This is a genomic window from Rhodococcus sp. MSC1_016 (assembly GCF_023667485.2).
GTDB classification, from domain to species: Bacteria; Actinomycetota; Actinomycetes; order Mycobacteriales; family Mycobacteriaceae; genus Rhodococcus_F; species Rhodococcus_F oxybenzonivorans.
This window is the reverse complement of the sequence record NZ_JAMOZI020000001.1, coordinates 5719423-5737095: the sequence shown is the minus strand read 5'-3', so window position 1 is coordinate 5737095 and position 17673 is coordinate 5719423. Positions and strand designations below refer to the sequence as shown.

The following is a 17673-nucleotide window of genomic DNA, read 5'->3' as shown; positions in this document are numbered from 1 at the left end:
TGTTCAGTTGTCCGCGCGCAAGAACGACACGGTGGCTTCGTTGACTTCTTCGGCGCGTTCGAGGAACAGTGCGTGACTGGCGCCGGGCCCGTCGAGCACTCGTATCTCGGCGCCGGGAATGGTGCGGGCGACCTGCACGGAGTACACGGCCGGGATGGTGCGGTCCTGGTCCCCGGCGACCACCAGGGTGGGTGCGGTGATCCGGGCCAGCAGGTCCCGGTTGTCGTGTGCGGCGTTGATGCGGGCGGCCTGGATTTGGGCGTGGCGGGTGGCCGCGCTGTCGGACGCGAACGAGGCCTTGGCGATGGCCTCGACCGCGGCCGGGTCGGCGTTGAGGAATTCCCGGGAGAGCAAGAACCACAGCGTCGCCTCGCCGTAGGCTTGCGGGTCGGCGGTGCGGTACAGGTGTTCCCAGAAGGTGAACATGCCCTGCAGGTAGCTGTCGGTGTGTCCCCAGGTGCTGTAGAGCACGACGCGGTCGACCTGGTCGGGATGGTGCGCGGCGATCCGCTGCGCGATCGTCGACCCTTGCGACATGCCGACCAGGTGCGCTCTGTCGATGTCGAGGGCGTCGAGGACACCGAGAACGTCGGCCTCGAGGTCCGCGGCGGTGTACGGGGCCTCGTCCCGGGTGGATTCGCCGGTGCCGCGCCAGTCCAGGGCGATGACCCGGAAATGCTGTGCCAGTGACTCGAATTGGCCGCCGGGGACGAAGATCGTGTGATCGACCGCGGAGCCGGGGAGCAGGACGACGGGGATCCCGGTGCCTTGTTCGGCGTAGCCGATGGTGAGACCGTTGGCCAAGGTGACAGTTGCCATGAGAACGTCTTCCTGAGTTAGGTGACGACGGTGAGGAAGTCCTGGTCGAGTTCCCGGTGGGTGAAGTTGATTCCGCGCGCGGCCTGGTCCATGGTCCAGGTGATCGTGCGAAAGTCCTTGCCGGTGCGGTAACCGCCGGCGAAGACCTCGTTGCGGTTGCCGGCCGGATCGAAGAAGTAGATCGTTTCCCCTCGGGTGATGCCGTGGCGGGCGGGACCGAAGTCGATCGGCACATCCCGCATCGAGAAGACGTCGCCGGCGTGCAGCAGCGCCGACCAGTCCGCGATGTGGTAGGCGAAGTGGTGCAGTTTGCCGTTCTCTCCCTTGACGAACGCGATGTCGTGAGGCTGCTCGCCGCAGAACATCCACGAGCCGACCAGGTCCGTGTTGTCCTCGCCGCCGACGAGCCGCTCGGCGGCCTGGAAGTCGAGGACCTCGGAGAAGAATCTTTCCAGCAGGACCGGGTCCTCGGTGGTGATCAGCGTGTGATCCAGACGGGGGACGCCGATGCCGCGCAGCCCCTGCCGCGGCCACGGATCCGGATTCCACAGACCGGTCGCGGTACCGAGATACTCGATGTCGCTGTACAGCTCGAGGACGTGTTCCGAGGGCAGGGTGACGCGGAGGCCGTCGCCGACGGACAGGTTGTCGCCCTTGCTCATCCGCTCACAGGTGGCGCCGAATGCTCGTACACGGTTCTCGATGTCGTCGAGTGACTGTTCGTCGGTCACCTTGTAGCCGAGCTTGACCAGACCGACCCCGCCTTCATGGAGGACGACGGAATGGTGATCGGCTTCGTCCCAGGACTTTAGATATACGGTTCCGTCGTCCTGGTGGACGGCGTCCATGCCGAGCGTGTCGATGTAGTGGTCGCGGGCTTCGTCCAGATCGGTGACATTGATGTGGACATATCCCAGGCGCATCACGGACATGACTGCTCCTTTCTCGTGGAAGAGGTGGATGGTGTTTGGCGTGCGGTGATGGTGTTCGGTCGTGCGGTATCGAGGCCGGTGAGGACGTTGACGATCCGATCGCGTGGTCCGAGTTCGATCACTAGATCGGTCACCGGGGTGGCTCGGCATGGAAGACAGTTGCGGACGTCCGGTCTCGGCCTGGGACCCTCGATCACTTTCTCGCTGACCGGTTTCGGGTAGATGACCTCACCCTCGACCAGGATCGCTCGACACGCTCCGCACCCGCCGCGACGGCACTTGTACCGGGTGCGCAGACCCTGTCGGCGCAGTGCGTCGACGATCGTCTCCCTTTCTCGGGCAACGATTTCAACGCCGTCCGGGCGTATCGTCACCGTCCGAGGACCGTCGGTGTGTGCGCTCATCCGCCGAGTGGAGCGAGGGTGTGGAAACGCCGCGCGTGATACACCGCCGGTGTCTCCGTCTCGCCGAGATGGACGCTCTCTACCCGGCCGACGAGAATCTCGTGGTCGCCGCCGTCGTGCTGGGCGTGCATCGAGCACGACAATCGGGCTACGGCACCACGCAGGGCCGGAAGTCCATCAGGATGCTCGTCGAAGTCGTCGCCGGCGAACTTGTCGGCGCCCTTAGTTGCGAAACGCGTGGCCACCGGGGTGTTCTCATCTGCGGCGAAGTGGATCGCGAACTTCTCCGCCGCGGTAAACGCGGGGTAGGAGTCAGCTGACTTCGTCAGGCACACCAGAACCAGGGGTGGATCCTGCGAGACGGCGGTGAACGCGCTTGCAGTGAAACCACGCGGGGTGCCGGTGTGGTCCTCGGTAACTACTACCGTCACTCCGGACGGGAAGCGGCTCAGTGCCTCTCGGTAGTCTTCGGCGCTGATTTTCGGTGTGTCCCCGGTGGGGGGATTCCCGATGACCGGTGTGGTGCTCATGCTCATCACGTCCTCCTGACCTGCTGTTCGACCGAATCGGTCGGTGATGTGAACAGAAGGTTATGGAGGATGAAGGGGCACTCTGATCCGGAAAACGCGAGCGTGATCCAAAAAGCGCAAGAGGTATGTCGTAGGTCACTCAGGCGCCAGATTGAGCCTCACGACATACGCGACGTCGGTCGCCCCTGGGCAAGGGCCACGACCTCGCCGTCGAACGCGATGCGGCCGCGGCATCCGTCGTACTTCACTTCCGCCCGCCCAGCCGCCGTCCATTGCCTCCGGGAGCTCACCCGGAGTTCCGCCGATAGCGGGAACCCGCCCTCGCCTGTTCAGCGAGGGCGGGTCACCGGTTCCGCTTCAGCTGATGGGGTCAGCTCACGCCCACCGATTCTCCGTCGATCATGACCATTGTGGGACGGGGTATTTCGGTGGTGCCGGTCGCGAGATCCCCGAGGCTGCCGTCGAGCGCCACCAGGTCCGCACGACGGCCCGCCGTCAAAGTGCCGACACGGGTCTCGTCGTGCACCAGGTACGCGCTGTCGATGGTCATAGCCCGGATCGCGCGATCCACTCCGATCCGCTGGTTTCCGCCGAGCACCGTGCCGCCTCTCGTCATCCTGGTGACCGCGGTCCTGATGGTCGCGAGCGGATCCATCGGGGTGATCGGGCAGTCCGAATGCAGTCCGAATCGCAGCCCCAGTTCGTCGGCGCAGGCGAGGGGATCCATCTCGGCTGCGCGCTCGGCACCGAGGAACCGGTCGCGGTGCCGATCGCCCCAGTAGAAGACGTGGTTGACGAAGAAGCTCACCCCGAGTTCGGCTTCCCGGATCGCGGCCAAATCGCTCGGTGCACTCACCTGGCAGTGTTCGATGCGGTGGCGTCCCGTCCTGCCGTCTGTGGCTTGCGCTCTCCTCAGCGAGGTGATCGCGGCACCGACCGCCGCATCGCCGTTCGCGTGCACGGCGACCTGGCCACCCGCACGATGGACCCGCACAATCATTTCGTCGAGCTGCTCCTGCGGGTAGAGCAGGTCACCGTGATGGCTGGGGTCGCACGCGTACGGCGTGCGGAGTGCGGCGGACAGCCCCTGGATCGATCCGTCGGCCCAGAACTTCGCGCCGGCCAGCCGGAAGCGCGCGCCGGCCGCGGGTGCATGCTCGAACGTGACTCCCCGGTCGTCGAGGGCCTCGAGCGCCATATCGCCGCGTAGGAAGCCGACGACGTGCACCGGTAGCTCACCCGACGCGTCCAGCGAGCGGTAGGCGGTCAGCTCCTGCTCACCGGCCGAGAGACCCACGCCGAGATCGTGGATCGTGGTGATACCTCGCGACCGCGCCGACCGCAGGCTGCGAAGCAGGGCACCGTTCACCTCCTGCTCGGTCAACGCGGGAACCGCCGCGGTGACCCTCGACACCGCATCGATTTCCCACGCCATCCCGGTGAGTCGACCGTCGGCGCCGCGAGGGAACAGCGGGTCGTCCACCGACACCGTGGATTCGTCGATGCCTGCGGCCGCGAGCGCGGCGGTGTTGGCAACGGCGAAGTGACCGCAGATGTGCAGCACGATGACCGGCCGATCGGTGCTGACGGCGTCGAGATCCGTCCGGGTCGGATGCCGTCCCTCGGCGATCTGGGTGTCGTCGTAACCCCACCCCCTGATCCATCCGCTGCCGGTCGCCGCGGCACGCAAAGCCTGCTGGATGTCGGCAATCGACCGGCACGGTGGTGTCCGGCAGTCGGCCCAGCCGTCGGTGAGGCCGGCGTAGGTGGGGTGGATGTGCGATTCGATGAGTCCCGGGATCACCGTGGCACCGGGCAAGTCGATGCGGCGGGCCCCTATTCCTGCGTAGTCGGCCATGTCCTTCCTGGTGCCGGTGGCGACCACGTCGGTGCCGTCGGTGACCAGCGCTTCGACCGTCGGCGACGACGGGTCCTGGGTGTGAATCGAATCGGCGGTGAGCAGTGTCCTGGACATCAGGCACCCACCTCGCTGCGTGCAGCCGGGGTTCCCACGGCGGCGTTCGGCATCCGGCCGTCGGCGCGAAGGCCGCGGATCGGATCGGTGGGTGGCCAGAACACCCGCGTCGACACCACGAAAAGGATGTTGAGGACCAGGGCGGCCGCACCGATGTTGACGCCGTGCTCGGCGAGCCATGCGGACACGGGGCCGTGCTTGTCGAGATACAGCCACAGCACCACGATGTCGCCGAGCACCACGCCCATGGCGAGTGCGGAAGGGCGCAATTTCCATCCGAAGACCATCGTCGCGAAGACCACAGCGGCCTGTGTGACACCGTAGTACGCGGTGTTGACCAGGGTCAGCAGGAGCTGAGGTGTCGCGAGGGTGAGCAGGAGCGAGATCGCGAGGTACGCCACGACCACTCCTCGCACCCAGATTCGCTGGCGAGATTCCGGGATCCCCGGAATGATGTTGCGGGACACGATCGCACCGATTCCGAGAGCAGCCCCGCACAGCACCACGATCGCGCAGAGGGCCGCGCCGCCGGCAACGACACCGGTCAGCCAGTCGGGCAGCAGCTGTCGCGACAACTGCAGGAGCACCTGGTCGGATTCCGTTCCCTCGAGCTTGGTCGGCAGCAGCGTGATCGCCCCGAAGGCGGCAGCGACGAGGAACGGATACATGAGCATGTACAGAGGATTGAACTTGGCGACCCGCTTGATCGTCGCCTCGGACTTCGCCGCGAGCACGGCCTGCACGATGATCGGGAAGATGAAGAACCCGACCGATTGGAACACGATCGTCGTCAGGACGAAGGTCAGTGACGACCCGGTGACCGTGGAGTGTGAGGCCGAGCCGCCACCACTGGCTGCCGCTGCGGCGAACAGCTTCTCGGTCCCGCCGGTCTCGATCACTGCCGCGAGTCCGATCAGGACGGCGCCGAGCAGCAGGGCGGTGTCCTTGACATAGGACACGAATGCGGGGGCGCGCACCCCGGACAGCATGAGGAACAACAGCGCGAGGGCTGCGCCCGCGAATACCGCGACGGTCGGGTCGATGGAGATACCCAGACCAGTCAGCGCGATCTGCAGTCCGGCAAGCTGAAGCTGGCCCCACGGAATGAGGAATACCACCGACGCGATGGCAATCGTCAATTCCAACCCGCGCGAACGGAAATGGCGTCCGGCGACATCGGGCAACGTCATGGCGCCGTATCTCTTGCCGGCACGCCAGAGGTAGGGCGCGAAGAAGTACCCGATCGGGTAGGCCAGCAGGATGTACCCGATGAACCAGACGCCGTAGCTCGCCCCGTGCGCGTACACGCCGCCGGGGAATCCGATCAGGGTCCCGATGCTGTAGGCCTCGCCCGCTCCCAGGATGAAGACCAGCAGCGGACCGAACGACCGGCCACCCACGAGGTAGTCGGAGATCTCCTTCTTGCTGCCGCGCCGCGACAGCACGCCTGCCCCGAGGGCGAGGAGGAGCACGAGGGTGAAGAAGGCCGCGGTCATGACTGTGCTCCGCTCCCAGCACCCGCAGCGGCCGATTCGGCACGCTCGGCAGCTTCGAAGTCCTTGCGGTCGAATAGCTTCCAGGAAAGATGGAGGCACAGCGACGTGAGCGGCATCCACAGGAACAACCACGCGAACAGGATGGGGACTCCGAAGACCGTGGCCGTGGATCCGGCCAGGGCGACGATGCCGCCGAGGACCCCGGCGAACGGGACACCTATCGCGAGTAAGGCGCTTTTTGCCTCGTTGGACATGATTGTTTTGTCTCCTATTCCGACTGCGTCCACCGGCGTCCCGGGTTGGGTCCGGTGCCGGTCGACGTGCACTCTGGCACTAGTGTGGTCTGAATCACTCCCTTCGAGCCATGGGCGAATCCCGGAAAACGCCGAGACGGTTCGTGAATTTCACGGGAGTGCGGAAAACGAGGGAGAGGGTGCCCGAGTCCGTGGGTGAAGACACGATTCAGCGGTTGTGCCGGCAGGTCTCGGAGGAGATCGAGTTGGTGACCGACCGGGCGGTGGGTCAGATCCGCGCCGAGTTGCAGTCGTACGCCGCCGTTCCGATCGACGAGCAGCGCGGATACATCAGCCGACAGCTCGTCGCGACGCTGCACGCACTCGCGGAGAGCCAACCCCTCGCCGACGACGTCCTCGAGCGTTCGCGGCAGCTCGGCCGACGCCGTGCAATGCAGGGATTGCCACTGTCCGACGTCATCGAGACGTACCACATCGCATCCCGCGAATTGTGGAACACGATGGTGGCCAGGGCCGCTGAGCCGACCACCGACCTGCTGCGCGCAGGCGGCATGATGTGGGATCTCGTCCACACCGCCACCAGTGCGGTCGCCGTCGGACACACCGACGCAACCCGAAGCGAACAGGCCATCCGCGCGGGGGTGCGATATCGGTTCTTCGAGGCCCTCGCGAGGTCGGTCGACGGTGACCGCCGTGATGTGCGAGAGCTGGCGGAGGCGCTGGGGTTCACACCGCAGCACGAGTTCCAAGCGGTGTGCGTCGGCGCGGAGGAGTGGTCGGAAGCGCAGCTCGAACGGCTGCAACGCATCTTGGACACGATCCCGGGGACGACTCAATGCAGTGGGCACGGCGCCGTCATCATCGCCCTGAGCCAGCGCGCACCGGTTGATGACATCATCCGGGAGGTCCGGCTCGGCCACCCGGGCACCACGGTCGGAATCGGATTGGCCCGCGCCGGCCTGGCCGGCGCGGCGATGAGCATCACGGACGCGCGCCGGGTCCTGCATCTGGCCTCGCCTACCGGCGAGGTGGTCCGTTTCGCCGACGAGTGGGTTGCCGCCACCCTGGCCGACCATCGCGACGAACTCGCCACGCTGCTGGAGCCCGGTGTCACCGTCGCCGCGGACCATCCGCACCTCGTCGAGGCGGTCTTGGCGTTCGCCCGTAACGGGTTCTCCATCAGTGCGGCCGGGCGGGACATTCATCTGCATGCCAACTCGATCACCTACCGGCTGGATCGCTGGCAACAGCTGACCGGCTGGGATCCTCGGACTCTCGACGGCCTGCAGCGGTCGGTGTTGAGCCTGAGACTGTTCCAGCATGATTCGGGCAATTCGAATTCCTGGGAAATACGATCAGCGCAACGCCACCTGCACGAGGACGGCGGCGCCGAGGAAGCCGAGTAGCCACAGCACCCGTTGGCGGACCTGCTGGGCGGTGGTGCGGTCGAACAACCATTTTCCCGCGGCGGCGCCGAACATGCAGAGCGGCGTGAACAAGGCGATCTGCGCCAGGACGGGAACCGTGAGGAGACCACCGGCAGCCGAGCCGGCGGCGCCGAACGCGTCGATGACGAGGAAGAACACGACGAGCGAGGCACGCCCGGCGGCCACGTGGGAGGACGCGGAAAAATACATCAGGACGGCGGGTGGACCACCGAGGGCGAAGCCGCCGTTGAGGAGGCCGGACGCCACGCCCGTCACGGTCGTCGCACCGGGGCCGGGCAGTGACTGGCGGTCGGGGACGGCGGCCATCGCGACGGCGGAGCCGATGATCGCCACACCCAGGAGCACCCGCACCAGGTCACCGGACAGCTGTGTAAGCGCCCACATCCCGAGCGGCATGCCGATCAGGGTGCCAACGAACAACCAGCGCAACGACTTCCAGTGCACTTGCCGCCACACCTGGGGCAGCATCGCTGCACTCGCGACGACCTCGAGGACGAACACGGTGGGGATCACCGACGTCGGCGGGAGCAGGACGACGAGTCCCGCCACCCACACCATCGCACCACCGAAGCCACCGAAACCGCGGACGACGCCGCCGGCCACCACGATGCCGAGCGCAAGGAGGAGGGCGGGCAGCGACAGATCCCACACCGTTGCCGCCATACCCACACCGCTTCCGTTCGCCGTTGTCTCCGTCAGAAGTGTGGGGGTCGCGGCGGTGAAGCGACAGATCCAGACGGCGCCCGGTCGTCGGTACCAGAAGAGCACGGGACGTAGCCCCCGGCGTCGGCGCCGGGGGCTACGTGGTGGGAAAAGCGGACTACACGTAGTCCTTGTACTTGTCGAGCAGGCGAACCGGCTTCGACAGCGCGTCGCGGCGGAAGGGATCGCCGAGTTCGCGGGTGCACATGATCTCGATGACCGTCGTCTTGCCCTCGTTCATCTGTGCGGCGACCGCGCGCTGCAGTGCGGGGCCGACCTCTTCGAGCTTGTCGACGACGATGCCTTCGGCGCCCATCGCCTGTGCGATTCCGGCGAAGGACTCGCTCTCGAGTTCACCGGCGACGAAGCGGCGGTTGTAGAAGTCGACCTGGTTCTTCTTCTCCGCACCCCACTGCCGGTTGTGGAATACGACGGCGGTGACCGGGATGTCGTGCCGGACAGCCGTCATGACTTCGCCCAGGCTCATCCCCCAGGCGCCGTCGCCCGCGTATGCGATGGCGGGCCGTTCCGGTGCCGCCGCCTTCGCGCCGATGATGGTGGGCAACGCGTATCCGCAGTTACCGAAGCTCATCGGAGCCAGGAAGCTGCGCGGCTTCTCGAACCGGAGGTAGCTGTTGGCGACGGAGTTGATGTTGCCGATGTCGGTGGAGACCATCACGTCTTCCGGCATCGCCTTCTCCAGCTCACGCAGCACCTGGCGGGGGTGCAGCCAGTTGCCCTCCTCGCCTTCCTGTTCGGCGATCATGTCGAGGCTGAACGGATCGCGCTCATGCGTCCACTCGTCGAGTTCCTTCTCCCACGCGGCTTTCTCGGCGTCGATCTTCTCGCTGCGTGCCGCCCGATTGGCGTCGCACGCGAGGGCCTTGCCCTCGAGGCGTTCGGTGAGTGCGACGGCGGCAGCCTTCGCGTCGCCACAGATTCCGACCGACACCTTCTTCACCAGGCCGAGCATCTTGTGGTCCGCATCGATCTGGATGATCTTCGCGTTCTTGGGCCAGTAGTCCATGCCGTGCTGCGGCAGCGTGCCGAAGGGGCCGAGACGGGTGCCGAGGGCGAGCACCACGTCGGCCTGGCTGATCAGCTTCATCGCGGCCTTGGAACCCTGGTAGCCCAGCGGTCCGGTCCACAGCGGGTGGCTGGCGGGAAACGAGTCGTTGTGCAGGTAGCTGTTGACGACGGGGGCGCCGAGACGCTCGGCGAGGGCCTTGCACTCCTCGACGCCGTCGGCCATCACTACACCGCCACCGGACACGATCACCGGGAATTCGGCCTGGGCGAGCAGTTCTGCAGCCTCGTTCAGGCTCTTTTCGCCGCCGGGACCACGGTCGAGCCGGGTGGGCTGCGGGATCTCGGTCTCGATCTCGCCGTAGAAGAAGTCGCGCGGGATGTTGAGCTGCGTCGGACCCATCTCGGACATCGCGCGGTCGAAGCAGCGGCCGGTAAACTCGGCCATGCGCTTGGGGTTGTTGACGTGGCCCTGGTACTTGGTGAATTCCTGGAACATCGGCAGCTGGTTGGCTTCCTGGAAACCGCCCAGGCCCGTGCCCATGGTGCCGGCCTCGGGGGTGACGATGACGACGGGGCTGTGCGCCCAGAATGCGGCGGCGATCGCCGTGACACAGTTACTGATTCCCGGCCCGTTCTGGCCGATCACCATGCCGTGCCGCCCGCTGACCCGGGCATATCCATCCGCCATGTGGCCCGCACCCTGCTCGTGCACCACCGGGACGAGCCGGATCCCGGCGGGCGCGAAAATGTCCATCGCATCCATGAAGGCCGAACCCATGATGCCGAACATGTCCGTCACACCGTTCGCGACCATGGTCTCGACGAACGCCTCCGACGGTGTCATCTTCTGTACACCGGAGACAGCGGTGCGATCGGCACCGTTCTTCTTCTTGCTCATGCGTGATCCTCCTTCAGGGGTGCGCCGGAAACGGCAGAGAATGTCAAAAATCGGAACATTTCGTTCGTGATTTTGTGATGTGTTGGAACAGTAGGCCACGTCACACACTTCGTCAATGAATGTTCCTAAAACTGGAACGGGATGTATGATTTTTCGATACACGACGTGAAGGCGTCGCCGTCTGGGCCTAGGAGGAACCGTGGGTGAGATTCACCGGATCGACGAGTCGAACGGACACCCGACAACGGAGCTACCCGGAGACACGCCGACGCTCCGCCTGTTCGCGCTGCTCGAGATGATCGCGTCCAAGGACCAGCTGTTCACGTTGCAGGGGCTCGTCGAGGAGACGGGCATGGCCAAGCCGACCTTGCACCGGATGCTCCAGCAGCTCGAGGGCGCCGGACTCCTCACCCGGCAGAACAACGGCAGGCATTACGGCACCGGCGTGCGCCTGCGTCGCTTCGCCGAGAATCTGCTGCTCAACGACACCCACCACGGTGCGCGACACGCCATCCTCCGAAACCTGGTCGCGGAACTCGGCGAGAGCTGCAACGTGACCACCCTGTCGGGTAGCGAAGTGGTGTATCTCGACCGAGTGGAAACCTCGGAGCCCCTTCGGTTTACACTCCATGCGGGTTCGCGGGTGCCCGCGCACTGCTCGGCCAGCGGCAAGATGATCCTGTCGCAGCTCAGCCCCGCCCAACGCCGGCGACTCCTCGGGCGGATGCCGCTCGAGCGCTACACCAACAAGACCGTCACCGACATCGAACTGATCGAGACCGAACTCAAGCAGGTCCGCCGCGACGGCTACGCCATCGACGACGAAGAGTTCCTCCCCGGACTCGTCTGCGCCGCGGTGCTCGTCCCCTGCGCCACAGGCAATTCCAATCTCTGCATCGCGGTCCAGGCCCCGGTCATGCGACTCACTCCCGACAAGGCGCTCAAGCTCCTTCCTGCGTTACGGCGGGCAGCCGACGCCATCGGCGAGATCGAGAACGAGGTCACGGAGACCGAAGTGACAGACCTGAACTGAAGGAGGGCGCATGCCCGAAATGACCACTGCGGCCCCCAGCCACGTGGTGTCCGCGCGCGAGTTGTTCGGACTCGACACCGACCTGACGGTGCGTGCCTTCCGCGAACCCGTCGACCATGTCCCCGACATCGACCCCGCGTACCGGTTCGATCACGCGGTGACGACCGCCCTGCTCGCCGGATTCGACCGCAACCGCCGGGTGATGGTCCAGGGACTGCACGGCACCGGCAAGTCCACACACATCGAGCAGGTCGCGGCTCGGCTGAACTGGCCGTGCGTGCGGGTCAATCTCGACGGACATCTCAGCCGGCTGGACCTGATCGGCAAGGACGCGGTCGTCCTCCGAGAAGGCAAGCAGGTCACCGAATTCCAGGAAGGCATTCTGCCCTGGGCACTGCAGCGGCCCGTCGCGCTGATCCTCGACGAGTACGACGCCGGCCGTCCCGATGTCATGTTCGTCATTCAGCGCCTCCTCGAGCGCGACGGAAAACTGACCCTGCTCGATCAGAACCGCGTGCTGTCTCCGCATCCGGCCTTCCGGTTGTTCGCCACCGCCAACACCGTCGGCCTGGGCAATCTCAACGGGTTGTATCACGGGGTGCAGCGACTCAATCACGCGCAGATCGATCGCTGGAACATCGTCGCGACACTCGATCACCTGCCCGCGGAACAGGAAATCGAGATCGTGTCCGCACGAGTGCCGTCGCTGAGCCGTGAGCTCATCGGGTCGATGGTCGCCGTGGCCAATCTGACCCGGAGCGGATTTCGCGTCGGCGACCTGTCGACGCTGATGTCGCCGCGCACGGTGATCACCTGGGCCGAGAACATCGAGATCTTCCACGACCCGGCGCTCGCATTCCGGCTGTCGTTCGTCAACAAGTGCGACGAGGCCGAGCGGCCCGTCGTCGCCGAGTACTTCCAGCGGTGCTTCGACTCGGAACTGGAGCGGTCGTCGATGCTCGCGGCGAGCACGGCCTGAGCGGACAGTCATGACAGAACTGTCCGTGCGCCCCACCTCGGTCCGCCGTCAGCAGGAGGTTCACGAACTCTGTGCCGCCGCGATCCGCGCCCTCGCGGGCGAGGGCGAACTGCACTTCCGCGGACCGGAACTCCATCGTGGACATCGGCGCGTGCCGATGCCCGCCCCGCACCTGCACCCGTCGGTCGACGACGCCGACTTCACGTCATTCCGCGGCGCGGCGGATGGCATGGCGTCGCGCCTCCTCCACACCGATCCCGTACTGCACCGCAGCCTGTGCCCGGACGACACGGCGGGTCGGCTGGTCTTCGAGATTCTGGAACAGTTCCGCGTCGAGTCGCTGGCCGCCGACGCGTGGAGCGGCGTGCGCGCCAACCTCTCCCACCGCTTCACGCAGTGGTCGCAGGACTACGTGACGTCCGGTCTGACCGAGACGGTGCACGGAATGCTGTTGTTCACGGTGACACAGATGTGCCGGGCCCGGATCACCGCCGAACCGATACCCGAGGCCACCGAGGACCTGATCGAATCGACCCGGTTCGCTCTCGCCTCCGTTCTCGGCGCCCACCTCCCATGGTTGCGTCGAACCCGGTTCTCGCAAAACGACTTCGGGATCCACGCGCAGGCCGTCGCCGAGCTGATCGGCCGTCACCTGGAGTCACCCACCGACACGGACGTCTCGGCCGACGACCGGAGTGACGGCCGGACGGCGTTCTCCCTCCTGTTCGACTTCGACCCCGAAGACGACGAGACCTTCCAGGCCGCGGTGTCGGGACGCAGTCGTGCGCTGGGGGAGGGCGAAGACGGATACCGCGTGTTCACCCGCGCCTACGACGAGACCCGGCAGATCGCGTCCCTCGTCCGGCCGGAGTTGCTCCAGGAGTACCGCCGGCGACTCGACCTCGTCATCGACCTGCAGCACCTCAACGTCCGGAAACTCGGACGGCAGCTGAAAGCCGTGCTCGCGGAACCGGTCCCCGACGGATGGGACGGCGGCCGGGAAGAGGGATACCTCGACGGTCGGTGGCTCGCCCAGCTCGTCACCTCGCCCACCGAGCGCAGACTCTTCCGGGCCGAACGCACCGAGCCGCACACCGACACGACGGTGACCTTCCTCATCGACTGCTCCGGTTCGATGAAGGAGTTCGGCGAACCGGTCGCGGTCTTGGTCGACGTATTCGCCCGGGCACTCGAACTGGCCGACGCCCGCTGCGAGATCCTGGGGTTCACGACCGCCGCATGGAACGGGGGCCGAGCTCGCCGAGACTGGCTCCGGTCCGGCCGTCCGCGAAACCCGGGACGGCTCAACGAGGTGCGGCAGCTGGTGTTCAAGGACGCCGAAACCTCCTGGCGCCGAGCCCGACCCGAGATCGCGGGACTGTTGAAGAACGATTTGTTCAAAGAGGGCGTCGACGGTGAGGCCGTCGACTGGGCGTGCTCCCGGTTGCGGGGCACCCAGGGCCGGAGGCTCCTGTTCGTAATCTCGGACGGAAGCCCCCTGGACGGCGCCACCGCGCTGGCCAACGACGAGTTCTACCTGGACCACCACCTGCAGGACGTGGTCGAGCGACACGAGGACGAGCGGGCCGTCGAGGTGTACGGACTGGGCGTCGGGCTGGACCTGAGCCCGTACTACGACCGCTGCCGGACGCTCGATCTGTCGTGCGGTACCAACAGCGACGTCATTGCCGACGTCCTGTCGATGATCGCCCACTGACAGCCATCACCTGCCAGTAGCGCAACAGCGAGGGGACACACTCATGACCGAACCCGGAGTCTCTCTGGTCACTCTGGTCACTCTGGACATCGCCGGGACGAGCGTCGACGAAGGCGGCGCCGTGTACGTCGCGTTACGCGACACCGTCGAAAAGCACCTCGGCAAACCGATTCCGGACGACCGGTTCGACCGGTGGAAGGGCACCGGCAAACGGCAGGCCATCGAGGGCCTGCTGCGGGAGAGCGGCGTCCCCGCCGGGAAGACGGTACTGGACGCCGTCGAATCCGATTTCACCGCAATGCTTCTGGCTGCGTACCGCAAGACTCCGCCCACCGCACTGCCCGGGGTTCACGACGCCTTCGGTACGTTGCGGCAGCGCGGCATCAAGGTCGTTCTCCAGACCGGCTACTCACGCAAGATCGCGGAACCACTACTGGAGCAGGTCGGGTGGGAGATCGGGCGGGACATCGACGGGGTGATCACGAGCGATCAGGTGCGGATGAGCAGGCCGTCGCCGTATCTCATCTTCCGCGCCATGGAACTCGCCGGAGTGCAGAGCGTCGACGAGGTGCTGGTGGGTGGGGACACTCCGAACGATCTCCGCGCCGGGACGAACGCCGGGGCACGATACGTCTTGGGTGTTTTGACCGGCGCGCACGACGCGGCGACGCTGAGGCTCGAGCCCCACACGCACATCCTGGACAGCGCTGCGGACATCCCCGGACTGCTGGGCTGAACGACGACTGTGGGTTCGGTACCTCACCAGCCACGTTCGGCGAGGCGGTGCGGAACCGGGATGTCGTCGACGTTGATCCCGACCATCGCCTCACCCAGCCCACGAGAGACCTTCGCGAGCACGTCCGGGTCGTCGAAGAACGTGGTGGCCTTCACGATCGCCGCGGCCCGCTCCGCCGGGTTACCGGACTTGAAGATCCCCGACCCGACGAACACACCCTCCGCGCCGAGCTGCATCATCATCGCCGCATCCGCCGGGGTCGCGATGCCACCGGCGGTGAACATGGTGACCGGCAACTTCCCGGCCTTCGCCACCTCGACCACCAGGTCGTACGGCGCCTGCAGCTCCTTCGCCGCCACATACAACTCGTCCTCGCTCAGCGACGTCAACCGGCGAATCTCCCCACCGATGGTCCGCATATGCGTGGTGGCATTCGACACATCGCCGGTACCGGCCTCACCCTTCGACCGAATCATCGCCGCACCCTCGGTGATCCGCCGCAACGCCTCACCCAGGTTGGTCGCACCACACACGAACGGGACGGTGAACTTCCACTTGTCGATGTGGTTCGCGTAGTCGGCCGGGGTCAGGACCTCGGACTCGTCGACATAGTCGACCCCCAGGGACTGCAGGATCTGCGCCTCGACGAAGTGCCCGATCCGGGCCTTGGCCATCACCGGGATCGAGACCGCGGAGATGATGCCGTCGATCATGTCCGGATCACTCATCCGCGACACCCCACCCTGCGCGCGGATGTCCGCAGGCACCCGCTCGAGCGCCATCACCGCGACCGCGCCGGCGTCCTCGGCGATCTTCGCCTGCTCGGGGGTGACGACGTCCATGATGACCCCACCCTTCAACATCTCGGCCATACCCCGCTTGACGCGCGCAGTGCCGGTGGTGGATGCGCTCATGACTCTCTCCTCTGATGACGATCGGTGTGTGGATCCTGTTGTGCCGCGGCCAGCAGTTCGAGGTCCGAGCCACCCAGCGTTTCGATCGCCTCGATGCGCTTCTCGGCCTCCGCGACCGACTCGTCCTGCGAACCGATAGGGGGAGCACCGGACAGCGCGTCGTCGTCGGTTCCGCCTTTGCCGAGCCACCGCCGCACTTCGTAGGTGACCAGGATGGCGAGGAGCGTCAGTCCGCTCATGAGGAACTGGGAGCGGGTTGTCGGCAGGAAAGCCATCGCGAGGATGACGGTGGCCATCAGGGCGATGGTCGCGTAACTCAGCCACGGGAACAACCACATCCGGAGTTGCAGTGCGGCAGGATCTTCGCGCTCGAGTCTGCGCCGGAGCACCACCTGGGAGATGGCGATCAGGAGGTACACGAAGAGCGCGACGGCGCCGTACGAGTTGACGAGGAAGCTGAAGACGATGTCACCCCACACATAGGTGCAGGCAACCGACACGTATCCGACGGTGGTGCCGAGCAGGATCGCCCGACGAGGCACACCGTTGTGGGAGAGCTTGGTGAAGAACTTCGGTGCGTCGCCGTTGCGGGTCAGCGCGAACAACATTCGCGATGTCGTGTACAGCGCGGAGTTCAGGCAGGAGAGCACCGCGGTGAGGACGATGAAGTTCATGATCGTGGCGACGCCGGGTATTCCGAGCACCTCGAGCACCGCGGCGTAAGGGCTCACACCGACGCTTTCGGTGTTCCACGGCTGGATCGCGACGACGACGAGAATGGAGCCGACGTAGAAGGTCACGATGCGCACCACGATCGACCGCATGGCATGGGCCACTGCCCGCTTCGGCTCCTCCGACTCCGCGGCCGCGATCGTCACGATCTCTGCACCGGTGTAGAAGGCGACGCAGGGGACGACCGCGGCGAGGACTGCGCCCCAGCCGAGCGGGGTGAATCCACCGTGGTCGACGAGGTTGCCGAGCCCCGGCGTCGAGTCCGGCCACAGCCCGGTGATCCACAGGGCACCCATTCCGAGGAAGAGGACGATCGCTACGACCTTGATCGACGAGAACCAGTATTCGAACTCACCGTAGGACCGGGCGGAGACCATGTTGGTGGCCGTGAGCAGCAGCATCAGTCCGAGGCTCAGCAGCCACAGCGGGATCATCGGCAGCCAGAGCTGCAAGATCCGGCCGCCGGCGACGGCCTCGACAGCAACAACGATGACGAAGAAGTACCAGTACATCCACCCCGTCGCGAACCCGGCGCGACGTCCGAGCGCCTGCCGGGCATAGACGTAGAACGACCCGACCACCGGCCTTGCTACCGCCATCTCCGCCAGCATCCGCATGATCAGCAACGTGATGATGCCTGCAATGAGGAAGGAGATGATCGCGGCCGGGCCCGCACCGCCGATGACGACACCGCTGCCGACGAAAAGGCCGGCGCCGATCACGCCACCGAGAGCGATCAGGTTCATGTGCCGGCGTTTGAGCCCCTTGCCCAAACCGGAGTTGTCGGTGTGTTCAGGAACGGTACTGTCCACGTTTCCTCCAAATAGCGGCGGCGAAGTCCGCGCCACCCTGCCTGTCCTGCCGGTGAGCGGCGCGGATCGAACACCCTGGTATGTGTGACTCACATCACCTTTGCGGGAGTCACCTCACATTACGACTCGGAGATGCAGACCGCCCAGAACCAGATCTGAGGGAAGGAAAGGGACCAGGCGCCCTGGTGTAGATCTCGCCGCCAGTAGCATTTTGAGACGTTGGCGATCGCGTAAGCGGATCCGTTAGCGGGCGCGCGACCGTT

At 65.9% G+C, this 17673-nt stretch carries 16 protein-coding genes; 5 read left to right on the top strand and 11 right to left on the bottom strand.

The window, feature by feature from the left end:
- Positions 1-3 precede the first annotated feature (3 nt).
- The 7 genes from L1080_RS26795 to L1080_RS26765 all read right to left on the bottom strand — a co-directional run bounded on the left by L1080_RS26795 (position 4) and on the right by L1080_RS26765 (position 6410).
- Positions 4-819 carry an alpha/beta fold hydrolase gene (locus tag L1080_RS26795; RefSeq protein ID WP_250773949.1) on the bottom strand — a complete coding sequence of 272 codons (816 nt, stop codon included), beginning with the start codon at positions 817-819 and terminating at the stop codon, positions 4-6.
- Between the two features lie 17 nt (positions 820-836).
- Entirely contained in the window at positions 837-1751 is a 915-nt protein-coding gene (locus L1080_RS26790) for a catechol 2,3-dioxygenase (protein ID WP_250773951.1), read from the bottom strand.
- Positions 1742-2155, bottom strand: a complete 414-nt coding sequence (locus tag L1080_RS26785) for a 2Fe-2S iron-sulfur cluster-binding protein (protein WP_250773953.1) — start codon at positions 2153-2155, stop codon at positions 1742-1744. The genes L1080_RS26790 and L1080_RS26785 overlap by 10 nt, the downstream gene beginning before the upstream one ends.
- Positions 2152-2685: a flavin reductase family protein gene (locus tag L1080_RS26780; RefSeq protein WP_250773955.1), complete on the bottom strand. Its 534-nt coding sequence runs from the start codon at positions 2683-2685 to the stop codon at positions 2152-2154. Before L1080_RS26780 ends, L1080_RS26785 begins: the two co-directional genes overlap by 4 nt.
- Before the next feature lie 370 nt (positions 2686-3055).
- Complete coding sequence (locus tag L1080_RS26775) at positions 3056-4660, bottom strand: amidohydrolase (RefSeq protein ID WP_250773957.1); 1605 nt, start codon at positions 4658-4660, stop codon at positions 3056-3058.
- Positions 4660-6156: a sodium:solute symporter family protein gene (locus L1080_RS26770; RefSeq protein ID WP_159926646.1), complete on the bottom strand. Its 1497-nt coding sequence runs from the start codon at positions 6154-6156 to the stop codon at positions 4660-4662. Before L1080_RS26770 ends, L1080_RS26775 begins: the two co-directional genes overlap by 1 nt.
- The gene (locus L1080_RS26765; RefSeq protein WP_250773959.1) at positions 6153-6410 is read right to left on the bottom strand and encodes a DUF3311 domain-containing protein; all 258 of its coding nucleotides are present in this window, start codon (positions 6408-6410) and stop codon (positions 6153-6155) included. Before L1080_RS26765 ends, L1080_RS26770 begins: the two co-directional genes overlap by 4 nt.
- Before the next feature lie 179 nt (positions 6411-6589).
- Between L1080_RS26765 and L1080_RS26760 the strand changes: the two genes are divergently transcribed.
- On the top strand, positions 6590-7816 hold the full coding sequence (locus L1080_RS26760) for a PucR family transcriptional regulator (protein ID WP_250773961.1): 1227 nt from the start codon (positions 6590-6592) through the stop codon (positions 7814-7816).
- Here L1080_RS26760 and L1080_RS26755 read toward each other — a convergent pair.
- Together L1080_RS26755 and xsc are read right to left on the bottom strand one after the other, a co-directional pair.
- Positions 7766-8521, bottom strand: a complete 756-nt coding sequence (locus L1080_RS26755; RefSeq protein ID WP_213575486.1) for a sulfite exporter TauE/SafE family protein — start codon at positions 8519-8521, stop codon at positions 7766-7768. The genes L1080_RS26760 and L1080_RS26755 overlap by 51 nt on opposite strands.
- 157 nt (positions 8522-8678) lie before the next feature.
- Positions 8679-10487: a sulfoacetaldehyde acetyltransferase gene (gene xsc, locus L1080_RS26750; protein WP_109334701.1), complete on the bottom strand. Its 1809-nt coding sequence runs from the start codon at positions 10485-10487 to the stop codon at positions 8679-8681.
- A 199-nt stretch (positions 10488-10686) separates the two neighbouring features.
- Here xsc and L1080_RS26745 point away from each other — a divergent pair, with 199 nt between their 5' ends.
- The 4 genes from L1080_RS26745 to L1080_RS26730 are packed head-to-tail and all read left to right on the top strand — an operon-like array spanning position 10687 to position 14952.
- Complete coding sequence (locus tag L1080_RS26745) at positions 10687-11520, top strand: IclR family transcriptional regulator (protein ID WP_109334702.1); 834 nt, start codon at positions 10687-10689, stop codon at positions 11518-11520.
- 10 nt (positions 11521-11530) lie between these two features.
- The gene (locus L1080_RS26740; protein ID WP_250773963.1) at positions 11531-12499 is read left to right on the top strand and encodes an AAA family ATPase; all 969 of its coding nucleotides are present in this window, start codon (positions 11531-11533) and stop codon (positions 12497-12499) included.
- A gap of 10 nt (positions 12500-12509) precedes the next feature.
- Positions 12510-14216 carry a cobaltochelatase CobT-related protein gene (locus L1080_RS26735; protein WP_250773966.1) on the top strand — a complete coding sequence of 569 codons (1707 nt, stop codon included), beginning with the start codon at positions 12510-12512 and terminating at the stop codon, positions 14214-14216.
- 43 nt (positions 14217-14259) lie between these two features.
- Complete coding sequence (locus L1080_RS26730) at positions 14260-14952, top strand: phosphonatase-like hydrolase (protein ID WP_250773968.1); 693 nt, start codon at positions 14260-14262, stop codon at positions 14950-14952.
- Positions 14953-14975: 23 nt separating this feature from the next.
- Here L1080_RS26730 and pdxS read toward each other — a convergent pair whose 3' ends face one another.
- Both pdxS and L1080_RS26720 read right to left on the bottom strand, forming a co-directional pair.
- Complete coding sequence (gene pdxS / locus L1080_RS26725) at positions 14976-15866, bottom strand: pyridoxal 5'-phosphate synthase lyase subunit PdxS (RefSeq protein WP_159926657.1); 891 nt, start codon at positions 15864-15866, stop codon at positions 14976-14978.
- Complete coding sequence (locus tag L1080_RS26720; protein ID WP_250773970.1) at positions 15863-17410, bottom strand: amino acid permease; 1548 nt, start codon at positions 17408-17410, stop codon at positions 15863-15865. The genes pdxS and L1080_RS26720 overlap by 4 nt, the downstream gene beginning before the upstream one ends.
- Positions 17411-17673: the final 263 nt, after the last annotated feature.

Coding starts and splice junctions, on each gene's coding strand:
- L1080_RS26765 (WP_250773959.1), bottom strand. CDS start 6,410: ATGTCCAACGAGGCAAAAAGCGCCTTACTCGCGATAGGTGTCCCGTTC.
- L1080_RS26775 (WP_250773957.1), bottom strand. CDS start 4,660: ATGTCCAGGACACTGCTCACCGCCGATTCGATTCACACCCAGGACCCG.
- L1080_RS26770 (WP_159926646.1), bottom strand. CDS start 6,156: ATGACCGCGGCCTTCTTCACCCTCGTGCTCCTCCTCGCCCTCGGGGCA.
- L1080_RS26790 (WP_250773951.1), bottom strand. CDS start 1,751: ATGTCCGTGATGCGCCTGGGATATGTCCACATCAATGTCACCGATCTG.
- L1080_RS26755 (WP_213575486.1), bottom strand. CDS start 8,521: ATGGCGGCAACGGTGTGGGATCTGTCGCTGCCCGCCCTCCTCCTTGCG.
- L1080_RS26795 (WP_250773949.1), bottom strand. CDS start 819: ATGGCAACTGTCACCTTGGCCAACGGTCTCACCATCGGCTACGCCGAA.
- L1080_RS26785 (WP_250773953.1), bottom strand. CDS start 2,155: ATGAGCGCACACACCGACGGTCCTCGGACGGTGACGATACGCCCGGAC.
- xsc (WP_109334701.1), bottom strand. CDS start 10,487: ATGAGCAAGAAGAAGAACGGTGCCGATCGCACCGCTGTCTCCGGTGTA.
- L1080_RS26780 (WP_250773955.1), bottom strand. CDS start 2,685: ATGAGCACCACACCGGTCATCGGGAATCCCCCCACCGGGGACACACCG.
- pdxS (WP_159926657.1), bottom strand. CDS start 15,866: ATGAGCGCATCCACCACCGGCACTGCGCGCGTCAAGCGGGGTATGGCC.
- L1080_RS26730 (WP_250773968.1), top strand. CDS start 14,260: ATGACCGAACCCGGAGTCTCTCTGGTCACTCTGGTCACTCTGGACATC.
- L1080_RS26740 (WP_250773963.1), top strand. CDS start 11,531: ATGCCCGAAATGACCACTGCGGCCCCCAGCCACGTGGTGTCCGCGCGC.
- L1080_RS26735 (WP_250773966.1), top strand. CDS start 12,510: ATGACAGAACTGTCCGTGCGCCCCACCTCGGTCCGCCGTCAGCAGGAG.